Source organism: Dyella terrae (assembly GCF_022394535.1).
In the GTDB taxonomy this organism is placed as follows: domain Bacteria; phylum Pseudomonadota; class Gammaproteobacteria; order Xanthomonadales; family Rhodanobacteraceae; genus Dyella.
Genome location: NZ_CP089414.1, coordinates 2,317,943 through 2,332,745, shown reverse-complemented (window position 1 = coordinate 2,332,745; position 14,803 = coordinate 2,317,943). Strand labels below are relative to the sequence as shown.

15 protein-coding genes are annotated in these 14,803 nt (G+C 63.5%); 4 read left to right on the top strand and 11 right to left on the bottom strand.

Annotated features, from left to right (window positions below):
* Positions 1-64: 64 nt before the first annotated feature.
* The 4 genes from DYST_RS24005 to proC all read right to left on the bottom strand — a co-directional run bounded on the left by DYST_RS24005 (position 65) and on the right by proC (position 3,628).
* Entirely contained in the window at positions 65-1,477 is a 1,413-nt protein-coding gene (locus tag DYST_RS24005) for a M13 family metallopeptidase (protein WP_275666957.1), read from the bottom strand.
* Entirely contained in the window at positions 1,429-2,136 is a 708-nt protein-coding gene (locus DYST_RS24000; RefSeq protein WP_275666956.1) for a hypothetical protein, read from the bottom strand. Before DYST_RS24000 ends, DYST_RS24005 begins: the two co-directional genes overlap by 49 nt.
* Positions 2,137-2,231: 95 nt before the next feature.
* Entirely contained in the window at positions 2,232-2,807 is a 576-nt protein-coding gene (locus tag DYST_RS10010; protein ID WP_239951636.1) for a YggT family protein, read from the bottom strand.
* Positions 2,804-3,628, bottom strand: a complete 825-nt coding sequence (gene proC, locus DYST_RS10005) for a pyrroline-5-carboxylate reductase (protein ID WP_239951635.1) — start codon at positions 3,626-3,628, stop codon at positions 2,804-2,806. The genes DYST_RS10010 and proC overlap by 4 nt, the downstream gene beginning before the upstream one ends.
* A gap of 311 nt (positions 3,629-3,939) precedes the next feature.
* On the opposite strand from proC, the gene DYST_RS10000 reads away from it, so the two are divergent.
* Together DYST_RS10000 and DYST_RS09995 are read left to right on the top strand one after the other, a co-directional pair.
* Complete coding sequence (locus DYST_RS10000; protein WP_102302101.1) at positions 3,940-4,980, top strand: type IV pilus twitching motility protein PilT; 1,041 nt, start codon at positions 3,940-3,942, stop codon at positions 4,978-4,980.
* A 70-nt stretch (positions 4,981-5,050) separates the two neighbouring features.
* Positions 5,051-6,217, top strand: coding sequence for a PilT/PilU family type 4a pilus ATPase (locus DYST_RS09995; RefSeq protein WP_102302102.1), 1,167 nt, complete (start codon positions 5,051-5,053; stop codon positions 6,215-6,217).
* A gap of 2 nt (positions 6,218-6,219) precedes the next feature.
* Here DYST_RS09995 and DYST_RS24320 read toward each other — a convergent pair whose 3' ends face one another.
* Positions 6,220-6,711 (bottom strand): hypothetical protein, encoded by a 492-nt coding sequence (locus DYST_RS24320; RefSeq protein ID WP_428993970.1) that lies wholly within the window; start codon positions 6,709-6,711, stop codon positions 6,220-6,222.
* A 406-nt stretch (positions 6,712-7,117) separates the two neighbouring features.
* Between DYST_RS24320 and DYST_RS09985 the strand changes: the two genes are divergently transcribed.
* Together DYST_RS09985 and DYST_RS09980 are read left to right on the top strand one after the other, a co-directional pair.
* On the top strand, positions 7,118-7,924 hold the full coding sequence (locus tag DYST_RS09985; RefSeq protein WP_239951633.1) for a hypothetical protein: 807 nt from the start codon (positions 7,118-7,120) through the stop codon (positions 7,922-7,924).
* A 64-nt stretch (positions 7,925-7,988) separates the two neighbouring features.
* Positions 7,989-8,732, top strand: coding sequence for an MHYT domain-containing protein (locus DYST_RS09980; RefSeq protein ID WP_239951631.1), 744 nt, complete (start codon positions 7,989-7,991; stop codon positions 8,730-8,732).
* 73 nt (positions 8,733-8,805) lie between these two features.
* On the opposite strand, the gene DYST_RS09975 is transcribed toward DYST_RS09980, so the two are convergent.
* The 6 genes from DYST_RS09975 to gshB all read right to left on the bottom strand — a co-directional run bounded on the left by DYST_RS09975 (position 8,806) and on the right by gshB (position 14,608).
* Positions 8,806-10,569, bottom strand: a complete 1,764-nt coding sequence (locus DYST_RS09975; RefSeq protein WP_102302107.1) for a hypothetical protein — start codon at positions 10,567-10,569, stop codon at positions 8,806-8,808.
* 116 nt (positions 10,570-10,685) lie between these two features.
* Positions 10,686-11,612: an aspartate carbamoyltransferase catalytic subunit gene (locus DYST_RS09970; protein ID WP_102302108.1), complete on the bottom strand. Its 927-nt coding sequence runs from the start codon at positions 11,610-11,612 to the stop codon at positions 10,686-10,688.
* Between the two features lie 19 nt (positions 11,613-11,631).
* Complete coding sequence (ruvX, locus tag DYST_RS09965; protein ID WP_102302109.1) at positions 11,632-12,066, bottom strand: Holliday junction resolvase RuvX; 435 nt, start codon at positions 12,064-12,066, stop codon at positions 11,632-11,634.
* Entirely contained in the window at positions 12,063-12,638 is a 576-nt protein-coding gene (locus DYST_RS09960; RefSeq protein ID WP_102302110.1) for a YqgE/AlgH family protein, read from the bottom strand. The genes ruvX and DYST_RS09960 overlap by 4 nt, the downstream gene beginning before the upstream one ends.
* A gap of 129 nt (positions 12,639-12,767) precedes the next feature.
* Positions 12,768-13,634 (bottom strand): energy transducer TonB, encoded by an 867-nt coding sequence (locus tag DYST_RS09955; RefSeq protein ID WP_233202322.1) that lies wholly within the window; start codon positions 13,632-13,634, stop codon positions 12,768-12,770.
* On the bottom strand, positions 13,631-14,608 hold the full coding sequence (gshB, locus tag DYST_RS09950) for a glutathione synthase (RefSeq protein WP_102302111.1): 978 nt from the start codon (positions 14,606-14,608) through the stop codon (positions 13,631-13,633). The genes DYST_RS09955 and gshB overlap by 4 nt, the downstream gene beginning before the upstream one ends.
* Positions 14,609-14,803: the final 195 nt, after the last annotated feature.

The window sequence follows — 14,803 nt, the reverse complement described above, 5'->3', positions numbered from 1 at the left end:
GTGATGTGCCCTCCTTTTCAGCGGAGGAGGCAGGACAAAGCCTGCCCGCCATTCTGAAGTCGTACTACCAGATCTTCACCCGCTGATTCTCCGGCCGCCACATCGGCTGCCCCTGCTTCACACCAAATGCCTCATAGAAATCCGGCACGTTCGACAACGGCCCGTTTACACGCCACTTGGCCGGCGCATGGACATCGGAGAGCAAACCAGTGCGCAGCATCTCCTCGCGTTCCTGCGACAGCCAGCCGAGCGCATAGCCAAGGAAGAAGCGTTGCAGTGGCGTGTAGCCGGCAATTTTCTCGCCTTTCTTGTATTGCTCGGTCTTCTTGAACGCATCAAGGCCGATCATGATGCCGCCGAAGTCGGCGATGTTCTCGCCCAGGCTGGCCTGGCCGTTGATGTGGATGCCGGGCAGGGGTTCATAGGCGTTGAACTGCTTCACCATGACGTCGGCACGCTGCTTGAAGCGGGTGGCGTCTTCCTTGGTCCACCAGTCGGCGAGGTTGCCCTTGGCGTCGTACTGGCGGCCTTCGTCGTCGAAGCCGTGCGTCATCTCGTGGCCGATGGTGGAGGCGGCAACGTAGCCGTACACCACCGCGTCATCGATCTGGTCGTCGGCGAAGCCAGGGATCATGAACTGCGCGGCGGGTAGCACGATCTCGTTGTTCGACGGGTTGTAGTACGCGTTGTAGGTCTGCGGCGTCATCTCCCATTCGGTACGGTCCACCGGCTTGCCGAACTTGGAGATCATGTCCTCGGCTAGCCAGCGCGTGGCGCTCATCATGTTCTGTGCGTACGACGTGCGGCCGATGGTCAGCGTGGAGTAGTCCTTCCACTTGTCCGGGTAACCCACCTTTTTGGTGATCGCGGCCAGCTTTTCGTGGGCCTTAGCCTTGGTGGCCGGGCTCATCCAGTCGAGCTTGTCGATACGTTCGCCATAGGCCGTGCGCACGGCTTCCACCATGGTGTTGTAGCGCTGCTTGGCGGCTTCGGAGAAATAGTCCTTGACGTAGATGCGCCCGAGGATCATGCCGAGCGCTTCGTTCTCCGCGCGCAGCGCGCGCTTCCAGCGGGGTTTCTGCTGCGCCTGGCCGTTGAGCGTGCGGCCGTAGAAATCGAAATGCTCGTTGTCGAAATCCTGGCTCAGGTAGCTGGCATAGGCGTCCACCAGATGCGCGCGCATGTAGTCACGCACTACGGGCGTGGGCGTCTTGGCGAGCAGCGCCTGCAGGCCGCTGAAGAATTCGGGCTGGCCGACGATCACGGTGCTCGCGGGCAGTTTCCATCCGGCGAGGCGGGAGCCCCATGCGATGGACGGCGTGTACTTCGCCGTGAGGTCCGCGGGCGACATCTTGTTGTAGTTCTTCTGAGGATCGCGCAGGTCCTCGAGTGGTCGAGAGAACTTGGCGAGCGCGGTCTCGAAAGCCATCACCTGCTTGGCGCTGCTTGCAGCGTCGGCGTCGCTCTTGCCCAGCATGTGGAAGGTACGGTGCAGGTGCTATACGTATGCATCGCGTACCTTGGCGACGCCCTTCTCTTTGTTGAAGTAGTAGTCGCGCTCCGGCAGGCCCAGGCCACCCTGGTAGAGGTGCACGGCCATGACGTCGCTTTGCTTTCGTCCTGCGACACCTGGAAGTCGAAGAACGGGCCGACGTTTAGCAGCTGTAGCGCGAAGGCCTCGTCTAGCGCGGAGTTCACGTCATGCACGGCATCGATGCGTGCCAGTTCGTCATTGAGCGGGGTGATGCCGAGCTTGTCGGCCTGCGCCTGGTCCATGGCGGTGGTCCAGAAATCGCCGACCTTCTGCTGATCGCTGCCGGCCTTGGCGTTCTTGTCGGCGGCCGCATCTTCGCTGATCTTGCGCAGCTTGGTGTAAAGCTCGTCCTGCACGACCTGGCCGATGCCCCATTGCGATTCCTCGGCCGGAATCGGATGGCTCTTCAGCCATGCGCCATTGGCAAATTCGAAAAAGTCGTCGCCGGGTTTGACCGAGGTGTCGATATGGTCGGCGACCACATCAGGCTTTGCCGTGGTGGGTGCAGAGACCGGCGTGGCGGCATAAGCCGCGCCAACGGACGCTGCGGCGAGGGCCAGCGCGAGCAATCGGCGGGGCAGGGCAGGCGAGTTCGCTTTCATGCGGTCAGTTCTCCTGGAGGAGTGTGGGCGTGACGTTGGGGAGGTAGTGCGCCCCAATGGTGTTGAAAATAAGGTCAGGCGGGCGCGGCAAGAACTCAGATACCTAGCGCCAGTCGAGCGCCCAGGTCGGCCAGTGGCGACACCAGCAGCAGGCGCACGAGGATGAGCACGATCATCACCACCCACGGCGCGAAATCCAGGCCACCGGCCGTGAGCTTGCCGCGCAGCGGGCGCAGCAGCGGGTCCACGAGGGTGGCGGCGAGTCGGTAAACGGGGTGATGGGTCTCGACCTGGAACAGGCTCATCAGCGACCAGATGAAGATCAGCACCACGTAGAACATGGCGATGAAATCGAGCGTGTCGGCGATCGACAGTATCAGCAGCCCGACGATATGCGGGAACAAGCCGAGCAGTGCGAACAGCACGATGCGCTTGATGAGCATCAACAGCCACACCAGTAGCAGGGCCGCGATGTTGATCCGCCGCCAGTTCGGTAGCAGGCGACGCAGAGGCGCCAGCACGATGTTGGTGGTGCGGTAGATGAACTGGCTCAGCGGGTTGTGGAAGTCCGCGCGGCTGGCCTCGGCAAGTAGGCGCAGCACAAACAGAGCGGCAGCGGCGCCGAAGGCCAGGTCGACCAGGAACGAAAGGGCGTTGACGAGATAGCTCACGAGGGGTCGTCCAATGCAGCGGCCAGCTGGGCACCACGGTGCGTAGCGGCAGCCACGGCACGGGCGATGATCTGGTGGAAATGATCGGCAGCGAAACTTTCCAGCGCGGCCTGTGTGGTGCCGTTGGGCGAGGTGACGCGTTGGCGCAGCACGCCTGGGTCCTCGCCGGTTTCCGCGAGCATCCGGCCGGCGCCAAGACAGGTCTGCGCGGCGAGCGCGCGCGCTGTTTCGCGCGACATGCCCTGGGCGAAGGCGGCGTCTTCCAGCGCCTCTACCATGGCGAAGAAATAGGCCGGCCCGGAACCAGAGATACCGGTGACCGTATCGATCAGTGCTTCGTCATCCACCCAGCGGGTGATACCCACGGCATCCATGATGTGTTGGGCCTGGGCGCGCTGCTCGGGGCTGACCCGGCGGTTGGCGAACAGGCCGGTGGCACCGGCCCCGATCAGGGCGGGCGTGTTAGGCATGCAGCGCACGATGGCCAGGGCATGACCGAACCAGCGTTCGAGCTGGTCGATGCGTACGCCCGCTGCGATGGAGATCAGCATCGGCCGTTGGCGGGCCAGCGTATCGCGCAGCTCGGCGTGGATGGCCGGCATGATCTGTGGCTTCACCGCCAGCACCAGCACGTCGGCCTCGGCGGCGGCCAGGCGGTTCTCGGCATAGCAGGCGATGCCGTATTCGCGGCCCAGTTCCTGCCGTGCATCCGCCCTCGGCTCAGCCACGGTGATGGACGAGGCGGCCACGCCGGTCTTGAGCAGGCCGCCGATCAGGCTGCGCGCCATGTTGCCGCCACCGATGAAAGCGATACGAGTCATGTAAGAGCCTGTCTTTCCTTTTGAGGGCGTACCTTACCGGAGCCGGAAGCGCTCGTCCCGTGGCGAAAGTGTCGGCCGGGATGGCACCCCGGGACGAAATCTTTCAACGTGGTCCGCAGTTTGCAGCTTGCGGCCAAAGGAAAGACTGGCTGCCCGGCCCGCGCGGCGAGTAGTATCGGCCCGCTGCTTGGGGAACGGGGATGTGACCGGTCGGACGGCATGGCGCCTGGTGCGCCGCATCGCCGCGTCCAGAGGAAACCCCCGCTTCCGGGCATGAGCCAGCCAGACGATTGGGTTCAAGGGGAAACCAGATGGATATCGCCGAACTGCTTGCCTTCTCGGTGAAGAACAAGGCCTCGGACTTACACTTGTCCGCCGGTCTGCCACCGATGATCCGCGTGGACGGCGACGTTCGCCGCATCAACATCCCCGCGCTGGACCACAAGCAGGTCCATTCGCTGATCTACGACATCATGTCGGACAAGCAGCGACGCGACTACGAAGAATTTCTCGAGGTCGACTTTTCGTTCGAAATTCCCGGGCTGGCGCGTTTTCGTGTCAATGCGTTCAACCAGAACCGTGGCTCGGGCGGCGTGTTCCGTACCATTCCCTCGGAAGTGCTCACGCTGGAAGACCTTGCGGCACCGTCCATATTCCGCGAACTGATCGAGCAGCCGCAGGGCCTGATCCTGGTGACCGGTCCGACGGGTTCGGGTAAGTCGACCACGCTGGCGGCGATGGTGGATCACATCAACAAGAACGAATACGGCCACATCCTCACCATCGAGGATCCGATCGAATTCGTGCATACCTCGCAGAAGTGCCTGATCAACCAGCGCGAAGTGCACCGCGACACGCACGGCTTCAACGAAGCCTTGCGCTCGGCGCTCCGCGAAGATCCGGACTATGTGCTGGTGGGTGAGTTGCGCGACTTGGAAACCATCCGCCTGGCGTTGACCGCCGCGGAAACCGGACACTTGGTGTTCGGTACGCTGCACACCAGTTCGGCGGCCAAGACCGTCGACCGTATCATCGACGTGTTCCCTGCCGGCGAAAAGCCGATGGTGCGCTCGATGCTGTCCGAATCGTTGCGCGCTGTGATCTCGCAGTCGCTGCTGAAGAAAGTGGGCGGTGGTCGTATCGCGGCGCACGAGATCATGGTGGGCATCCCGGCCATCCGCAACCTGATTCGCGAGGACAAGGTGGCGCAGATGTATTCGTCCATCCAGACTGGCCAGCAGTACGGCATGCAGACGCTCGACCAGAACTTGCAGGACCTGGTGAAGCGTGGCCTGGTGACGCGTCAGCAGGCATCGAGTTACGCGCGCAACAAGGACATCTTTAAGGGCTAAGCTGTTCGGGGCGGCGGTCGCCGCTCCGCTTGTCCTGGCCTGACACTCCGTTCCCCTCTGGGAGGGACCTATGAGCGACTTCGATTTCACCTCCTTCCTCAAACTGATGGTGCACAAGAAGGCATCGGACCTGTTCATTACGGCCGGTGTCGCACCCTCGATGAAGGTGCAGGGGCGCATCGTGCCGATCACGCAGAGTCCGTTGTCCGCCCAGCAGGCGCGAGACATGGTGCTCAACGTGATGACACCCTCGCAGCGCGAGGAGTTCGAAAAGACCCACGAGTGCCAGTTCGCCATCTCGGCGCAGGGCGTGGGCCGCTTCCGCGTGTCGTGCTTCTACCAGCGCAACTGCGTGGGCATGGTGTTGCGCCGCATCGAGTCGAAGATCCCGACCATCGAGGAACTCAGCCTGCCGCCCGTCATCAAGCAGTTGGCGATGACCAAGCGCGGCATCATCATCTTCGTCGGCGGCACCGGTACCGGTAAATCCACCTCGCTGGCGTCGATGATCGGCTACCGCAACGCCAACTCGACCGGCCACATCATCACCATCGAGGATCCGATCGAATACGTGCACAAGCACGAGGGCTGCATCATCACGCAGCGCGAGCTGGGCATCGACACGGATAGCTGGGAAAACGCGCTGAAGAACACGCTGCGCCAAGCTCCCGACGTGATCATGATCGGCGAAGTGCGTACGCGCGAAACGATGGAGCATGCGATCAACTTCTCGGAAACGGGTCACCTGTGCCTGTGTACGCTGCATGCGAACAACGCCAACCAGGCGATGGATCGCATCCTCCACTTCTTCCCGGAGGACCGTCGCTCGCAGTTGTTCATGGACCTCTCGTTGAACCTCAAGGGTGTGGTGGCACAGCAGCTGATCCCCACGCCGGACGGCAAGGCACGTCGCGTGGCGGTGGAGGTGTTGCTGGGCACACCGCTGGTGCAGGACTACATCCGCCAGGGCGAGATCCATAAGCTCAAGGAAGTGATGAAGGAATCCACCAACCTGGGCATGAAGACTTTCGACCAGAGCCTGGTCGAGCTCTATCACGCCGGCGAGATCTCCTACGAGGATGCGCTACGCCACGCCGATAGCTCCAACGAAGTGCGCTTGCGTATCAAGCTTGCACAAGGCGGTGACGCACACACGCTGTCGCAGGGCCTGGACGGTGTGGAGATCGAGGAAACCAAAGATTCGCAGAACTTCGGTGGTGGGCTCCTGCGTCGCTGACGTCATCGATTTACGAAGCGGCAGCCAAGAAGAAGGAGCCCAAGGGGCTCCTTCTTCATTTCAGTCGCCTGATAGGGCGCGCGAAAGTTTACTTGGCCGTATCGCTGACCGTCAGGCCACTGGCATCGACAGTCTTTACACCCTTTACCTTCTTGGCGATTTGCGTGGCCTTGGTCTTTTCGGCGGCGCTGCTTGCCGTACCGGTCAGCGTCACGGACCCGATCGGCCGTCGCTACGGAGATGTCATTGCTCTTGATGCCGTTGGTGGTAGCTAGCTGGGACTTCACCTTGGTGGTGATCCAGGCATCGTTGGTCCTGCCAGGGACGGTTTCGTTGCTGGTCTTTTGCTGCATGGCCGCGTCCTGGGCCTGCTGTTGCGCGGCCCCGTTCTCCTGTGCCTGCTGGGCGGCAACCTGCGCGAATGGCATGGCCGAGAAAGCGGTCGCCAGGCCAACGGCCATCAGCGTCTTGCGAAACAGGTTGTTGGTGCGCATGGGAATCTCCTGTAGTGGGGAAGCGCTGTCCATGAGACAGACGGTTGCCGCTCGTTGTGGCATCCGTGAGGCCATCCCAACAGCCTCTGCATGAATTGAAGATGGCTGTGAAGAAAATTTGTTCAGCACGTAATTACGCTTGGCAACGTCGCGTCATGGCGATGTTGAAAGAACGTTCCGGTGGTTAAGATCGTGCGAATTGTGATGTGCATCACAAGAGTGCTTGTGAGGAAGCGTGAGCTTCCTGCTTTCTCGTCCACTCGTGCGTAGACGCTTTCGATACAAACGGCTGGCTAGTCTGCGTGCCACGTCCGAGGGGCGACGAAGCGTCTTGTGAAATAGACGGCTATACGGCAAATTTAGGCAGCGAAGCACAGCCTGTGCTGGCTTGATTTCGGGGGGAATCATGGCCGAGTTGGAAGTAAGGGTCGTATCCGAGCGTAGAGAAGGGCTCCTGGTAGAGCTCGGGCGCCTGGTCACCGAGTACGGACACGTACTTATCCGTCAGCGACTGGTGCAGGAGGCGCACGGCGCCTGCCTCACGTTAGTGCTGCGCGGGCCGGACGAGCGGCAATTGGCATTGGAGGAGGCACTGGGCACGCATCCACGCGTACTCAGTTTCGAATCGCTGCGGCCACAGCTTATGGAGGCGCCGCCGCCGCATGCCGTGGTGGCCCCGCCTGTGGTCCGCGCCGCGCCAGCACCCCATGTGGCACCCGCCAGCATTCCACGTCCTGCGGCTCCACCGGATAGCGCGCCTATCGCCGCTGGCGCTGATGTGGGGCGTGTCGAGCGCATGCTGCCCAGCCTCGCCAAGGACTATCCGCGCATTTTTCCCTGGCTGATCAACCTCGACTACGCCGTTGCGGCCGAAGCGCGCGATGCCTCGCTTTACCTCGCGGGGCGACGTACCGGCGCCTGGGTCTACAAGCGCGACTTCGCGCTTGGCGCAAAGCTGGGGCTGGTCGATGCCATACGTCGCATTGCCTTGCCTGCCATGCGCGTCTTGGTCACGGTCGAGCATCAAGAGAATCAGCTGCATGTCCGCGGGTGCCCACTTTGTCAGCCGGGTGGTACCTCCGGTGGGCGTTTCTTCTGCGGATTCATTGAAGGCCTGCTCGCCGAATCCGTCGACGCGCGCTCGGTGTTCGCACGCGAGACCAGTTGCCACAGCCATGGTGCATCCATGTGCGTGTTCGACATATCCCACTGATCGTCGCCGGCGGAGTACGGCGTGGGTCGCTGGGTGTCCGTAGCCAACGAAGGGGGAAAACTTCATGCAAGACATGCATCAGCATTACAACGGGGTGCTGGTCGGTTTGTCGTATGCCGTATCAGTGCTGGGGTCGTTCACGGCACTTCAGTTTGCCTTGGGTATTCCATCGGCACAGAACGAAAAGCAGCGTTGGGGGGCCATCCTTGCCGCCGGGGCGGCGATGGGTGGCGGCGCTATCTGGGCCATGCACTTCATCGCCATGCTCGCCTGCAATATGGGCACGCAGGTGACGTACGACGTGCTGTTGACGACGATCTCGGCGGTGCTGGCGATCGTCGCGTGCTCGTTGGGGCTGGCGATCGTCGGTAGTGGCGCATTCCGTTTCATCAACCTGCTGTTCGCCGGCGTGCTCATGGGCCTGGGGGTGGCGGGTATGCACTATCTGGGCATGACGGCCATGCTGTCCTCGGCGCAGGTGTCCTACGACGGCGGCATCGTGGCCTTGTCGGTAGGCATCGCCATCGTGGCGTCGATGGCCGCGCTATGGCTGGCCTTCAATCTGCGCGGCAAGCTGCAGATGCTGGGCAGTGCGCTGGTGATGGGCGTTGCGGTCTGCGGTATGCACTACACCGGTATGTCGGCCATGGAAGTGAGTCAGGGCGATACGTTGCCGGCCGGTTTCGAACAGGGCATGCAGGGCGAGCACCTGGGCCTGGCGATTTTCGTGGTGGTCGTACTGCTGCTGGCGGTTGCGTTGGGACTAAGCATCGTGCGGCAACAGCGGCGCGCTGCGCTCTCCATTTGAGCTGACAATCAGCCAGCAAAAAAAACGGGGCACCCAAGGCGCCCCGTTTTCGTTTCCACCGTAGGTGGACGACTTACTTCAGTTCAGTCTGGCTGGTGATCACCACGCCATCGTTGGTCATGCGCAGGTCGCCGTTGAGCGACTTGATGCGCGCGGCCTGCGTTTCCATCGACTCGAACTGTGCCTTCGAGCGCTCGGCCGTCGCCTTGGCGGTGGCCTGTGCCTGCGGATCATCCGCCTGTGCTTCAGCCGTGAGTTCGGCGATGTGCTCGGCCTTCTGTGCCATGGCCTTGACCCAGGCCTGGTACATCTCACCGCTCAGGCTCAGTCGGCCCAGGCGGCCTGCGTCGCCGCCGGCGGCGTTGAGCAGTTCACCCATCTTCACTTCTTCGCCTTGGCCTACGGCCAGCGCCAGCGATTTCGGACCCATCGCGGCCCATACCGGCGCACCCAGCGGGGCGGTCAGTTCGGGCGGCAGCGCCACCGGCTTGCCATCCGGCGTGAGCTTGAGTTGCTGCAGGCCCGACGATGCCATCTGCGCCATCGCGATGAGGCCGGCGGGGTTGGAGGTGCCGATCAGGATGCGGCCGCTGAACTTCGGCATGGTGTCGTTGCTGCCGGCGTCGAAGCTATCCAGCGCTACGCGCAGACCGAGCAGGTCGCCGATCGGCGGCACGGCGGCCTGCTGCGACATCAGGCCGATCTTGGCGAAGCCTTCGTTGAGCTCGGTGAGCGTCGGGCAGGTGAACGGCTTGGCGGCGACGGCGTCGGCCTGTGCGCTCCAGAAGGGGCGCAGCTGAGCGATCGGCACGGCGACGCTGATGTCGAACGGCGCGGTGCCGGCGGCGCCGAGGCCGGGCAGTTCCACCTTCATGCCGCTGAAGGCCTTGGTGATGTCGTCAGCCAGCGCGACGTCCCAGCGGATGTCCTGGTGCTTCTCGTCGAGCTTGGTGTAGCCGAAGCTGATCGAGGGCACGCGCGAGGCGATACGGGTGGCATCGGCTTCGCACGCCGGCGAGACCTTCAGCTGGTTGGCCACGGGCTCGCCAGTCTTGGCCGCTTCCGTTTCGGCGCGTGCTTTGATCAGTGCGTTGAACAACGGGTCCTTGCCGCTGGCGGCCAGCGGCAGCAGACGCGCCAGATCCACTTGGCCGATGGCCCATGGCTGGTAGTCCTTAGCCTTGGCAAGCTTGTCGAGGCGACCGTCGTCCTGGATGTTCTTTTCCGGACGGTCGATGCCGAAGGCCAGGCGCAGGGTAGCTTCCGGCGCGTCGGCCGGCAGCACGGCCGCTACGGCCTGCTTGCCGACTTCGGCCAGCACGATCTGCACACCGGCATCGGCGGAGAGGTGCTTGCGGTAGCTCTGTCCGCCGACGGTCGCGGTGTCGAACGGCTTACCGTAGGCAGCCTCAAGGCGGCCGACGAAGGCATCGAAAGCCTTCGAGTCGGTCAGTTCGAAGCGAGCCACCGGGGAGAGGCCAAGGCCGTAGAAGGCCGAGCGTCCCTTGATGTTCAGGCCGGCATTCTGCGCGAACTGCTCAATGGTCTTGCCGTCCAGCTCGGCGATGATGGCCTTGAGCAGACGGGACAGGTCGGGGTCTTTTTCCGCCATGTCGTCGGCGGCGGAGCGCAGCTGGGTCAGTTCCGACGGCAGTTGGGCATCGGCCTGGGTGAGCAGCGCCTTGCGCGTGTCGTCGTCGAGCACGTCGAGGTTGGCCACCACGTACGGCGTGTCTGCCGGTACGAAAGCGAGGGGGGCGTCCTTGTCCTTGTGATGGCATGCAGCCAGCAGGACGCCAGCAAGGCCTAGCGCGGCAATGCGCTTCGTCGATCGCATGTCTAATCCCTTGAGTGAGGTGATGTTGCGCCGCGCATTATGCCTTTATTTGTGACATATCGCGGTGAGCCACGGCCGGTCGGCCGTGGCTGGGGGCAGGGCCTGGCAGGTCGAGCTTAGCGACCCAGTACCTCGGCGAGCACCGCCATGCGCACGAAGACGCCGTTGCCGACCTGTTCAAGGATGCGCGACTGCGGGCCGTCGGCCACTTCCGGGGCAATCTCGATGCCGCGGTTGAGCGGGCCCGGATGCATCACCAGGGCGCCCTTGGCGGCGCGTGCCAGGCGGCGGTTATCCAGGCCGTAGCGATTGAAGTAGGCCGTCTCGTCCGGCAGGTCGGTGGCGGCCATGCGCTCCTTCTGAAGGCGCAGCGTGATGACCACGTCGGCACCTTCCACGGCGGCATCGAAATCGTCGGTGAGCACGCAGCCGGGGAATTCAGCGGCGTCAGGCATCAAGGCCTGCGGCGAACACAGGCGGATCTCCTTCGTGCCCATCGCCTTGAGTGCATGCACGTCCGAACGGGCTACACGCGAGTGCTTTACATCGCCACAGATGACTACGGTGAGCTGGCTGAAGTCCGGGCGATGCTGGCGAATGGTCAGCACATCGAGCAGGCCCTGGGTGGGGTGGGCGCGGTTGCCGTCGCCGGCATTGATCACGGAAACGCCGCTCATGGCATGGCGTACCAGTTCTTCCGGCGTACCTGACACCTTGTGGCGTACGACGATGGCGTCCATGTGCATCGCCTCCAGCGTGTGCAGCGTGTCGAACAGCGCCTCGCCCTTGCTGGTGGAGGAGAAGCCGATGTCGAAGTTGATGACGTCGGCGCCAAGGCGTCGCGCGGCCAGCTCGAACGAGGTGCGCGTACGCGTGGACGGCTCGAAGAACAGGTTGAGGATGGTGCGGCCGTTGAGCAGCTCCAGCTTGCGCGTGCCGTGGGCGCATCCGTCGCGCATGGTCTCCGCACGGTCGAGCAGGCGCTCGATGCTCTCGCGAGGCAGGTGTTCCAGGGTGGTGAGGTGGCGCAAGCGAGAGCTCATGGCGGGCGGAAGTCCGTTCTTAGGGTCCGGTGGTATCGGGAGAGGCCAGCCACCGTTCCAGGATCACGGCAGCGGCTTCGGCATCGATCGTGGCAGCATCGCGCTTTTTCTTCAGGCCTGCAGCACGCGCGCCGGCGAAGCGTTGTGCGGCCTCCTGCGAGCTGTAGCGCTCGTCGGTGAGCATCACCGGCAGGTTGTAGCGTTGGCTGACCTTGTTGGCAAAGCGACGGGCGCCCTTGCTGGCTGGCTGCTCTTCGCCGTCGAGTGTCAGGGGCAAGCCGACCACCAGGGTTTCGGGCAACCATTCCTTGCGCAGCGCGTCGAGCTTCGACCAGTCGGGATCGCCATCGCGGACGGCGATGGCCGCCAGCCCACGCGCGCTGCCCGTGATGCGATTGCCGACGGCCACACCGATCAGGCGGCTACCGACATCGAAGCCAAACACACAGCTCATGCGTGCCCTGCGTAGCCGGGTAATTGCAGCGGGTCGACGCCCACGAGGCCCGCGGCGGCGCTCCAGCGCTCCTCCAGCGGTGTATGGAACACCACGCGTTCGTTGGCTTCGACAGTGAGCCAGGTATTGTCCTTCAGTTCCTGCTCAAGCTGGCCGGCGCTCCAGCCGGCGTAGCCCAGCGCCATCACGGCAAGGCGCGGGCCTTCGCCGTGGGCCATGGCAATGAGGATGTCGCGCGAGGTGGTCACCGACCATTCGCCGTTGATCCGATAGCTCGATTCCCAGTGGCCGGGTTCACGGTGCAGCACGAAGCCGCGTTCCTGTTGTACCGGGCCACCGATCAGCACCGGCGCATCCGCCAATTCGAGGTCGCTGCATTCCAGTTTCATCTGGTCGAGCACGTCGCCTAGGCGGTATTCGGAAAGCTGGTTCACCAACAAGCCGACGGCGCCGTCCTCGTCGTGCTGGCAGATGAAGGCCACGCCGCGGGAGAACGGTGGCTCGGCCAAGCTGGGCATGGCGATCAGAAATTGACCGGCGAGGGATGACGGTTGGGAGCAGAAAGCGGGCATGGGTGCATTGTAAGCCCAGCCGGCATTGCTTGCCCGCGCGGATGCAGGCCGGGTTAAGACCCGCTGGGGATCGTCGAGGGGCCGTGACTTTGCTGCAGTCTTTCCGTGTGCGCTTGGTTCACCGATGGCTCAACGGCTGTGCAGTGTGTCGTTGGGCATGAACTGCCAGGTCCGCGTGATGTTCAACTCATCGAACCGCTCCTTATCCGACGGCAGCGCCGGGAACGGTGCGGCAAGGCGCACGATGCGTTGCGCGGCGGCGTCCAGCAGCGGTTGGCCTGAGCTTTGCACCACCTCGATGCTCTTCACGGAACCGTCGCGGTTGAGCGTCACCGTCATCAGCACGTCGCCGTGAAGGCCGCGGCGGCGTGCTTCGTTGGGATAGTTGAGGTTGCCGACGCGCTCCACCCGGTCCACCCAGCCGCGCATGTACGCCGCGTAGACGTACTCCTTGGTGTTGGATGAGATGAACTTCTTCTTAGGGCGCTTGGCGTATTGCTCGCTCCGGTCGCGCACTTCGGCGGCCAGCTGGGCCATCTCCTGCTGCCGCTTCACCTCCTCGGAAGAGTCGGGAAGATCCTGCGGTGTCCGCTCTAGCTTCGCGCTGTCGGTGCTGACGCTGTAATGGCTGTTGCCGGTCGTGGTGAGTAGCTTGTCGTCGGTGGCTTCTTGCGGGCGCGGTGCGCTGGCTTGAACGGGCTGCGGCGCCACACCGTTGGACGGACGGGGCAGCACGCCGGACACCGGCTGGGACGGGCGGGCGGCCTTATCGCTTTCACCGCCGCCACTGTTGTTGGCCTGGGCGAGGAAGTCCGCCTTGTCTGGCGACTCGCGATTGGCCACGTCGACCAACGTCACGTCGAGCGTGGGCAGGCTCGGCTTGGCCTTCACGTAGGTGAAGGTGATGCCAAGGATCACCACGCCGTGCAGCAATAGCGAGAAAAGCATCGTGGCGCCGAACATGTCGGCGCTGGTGCGGACAGCAGGTTGGCTCACGCAGCGCGGGTCTCGGTTCGTTTCTGCTCAACGACGTCGAAGAGCTGACCCGCAATATTAAGCCCGAATTGGGCATCCAGTTCGCGCACGCATGTCGGTGATGTGACGTTGATCTCGGTGAGGTAGTCACCGATCACGTCCAGGCCGACGAACAGCAGGCCGCGGCGGCGCAGTTCCGGCGCTACCTGGGAGACGATCCAGCGGTCGCGCTCGCTGAGCGGCACGCCCACGCCCCGTCCGCCCGCCGCCAGGTTGCCGCGGAAATCGCTGCCTTGCGGGATGCGGGCGAGCGCGTACGGCACGGGCTCACCGTCCACCACCAGGATGCGCTTGTCGCCGGCTGTGATCTCCGGGATGAACTTCTGCACCATGGTGAACTGCTTGTGCTCACCCTTGGGGCCAGCGGCAATCAGCGTTTCCAGCATGGAGTTCAGGTTGTTGTCCCCTGCCTTTACGCGGAAGATGCCGCGCCCGCCCATGCCGTCCAGCGGCTTGAGCACTACCTCACCGTGGGTGGCGACGAAGGCGCGCAGCTCGGCGGCATCGCGGGTCACCAGGGTAGGGGCCATGCACTGCGGGAAGTGCATGGCGAACAGCTTCTCGTTGCAGTCGCGCAGGGCCTCGGGGCGGTTCACCACGGTCACGCCGGCGCGTTCAGCCAGCTCGGCCACCATGGTGTCGTAGATAAATTGCGAGTCGACCGGCGGATCCTTGCGCAGCAACACCACGTCCATCTGGCGTAAGTCTCGCCATTCGGGCTCCCCGAGAACGAACCAACCGGAGGGATCGTCCCGCACGGACAGCGGCGCCAGGCGCGCCCAGGGTTCGCCGCTGCGAGCGGCCAGATCGCCCTGTTCCATGTAGAACAGGTGATGGCCGCGCCGCTGGGCCTCCAGCAGCATGGCGAACGTGGTGTCCTTGGCGATCTTGATTGAGCCGATCGGGTCCATTAGTACGGCGACCTTGAGGGTCATCGTCATTCTCCGGTAGTAGAGCGTCTTCACTATCCGCGCCCGGTGTTGCTTGGGCGGCGGTGTGGCAGTGTATGTCGTCCGATGGTGGGAAATGGCGTTGATCGTTCCGGTGATCAAGCTCCCTCTTGAAGGTGCCGGAAGGACGGGATTGTCTCCATAGGGAAACGTCGCCGATAAGCCCCGATGTCGGCCGCC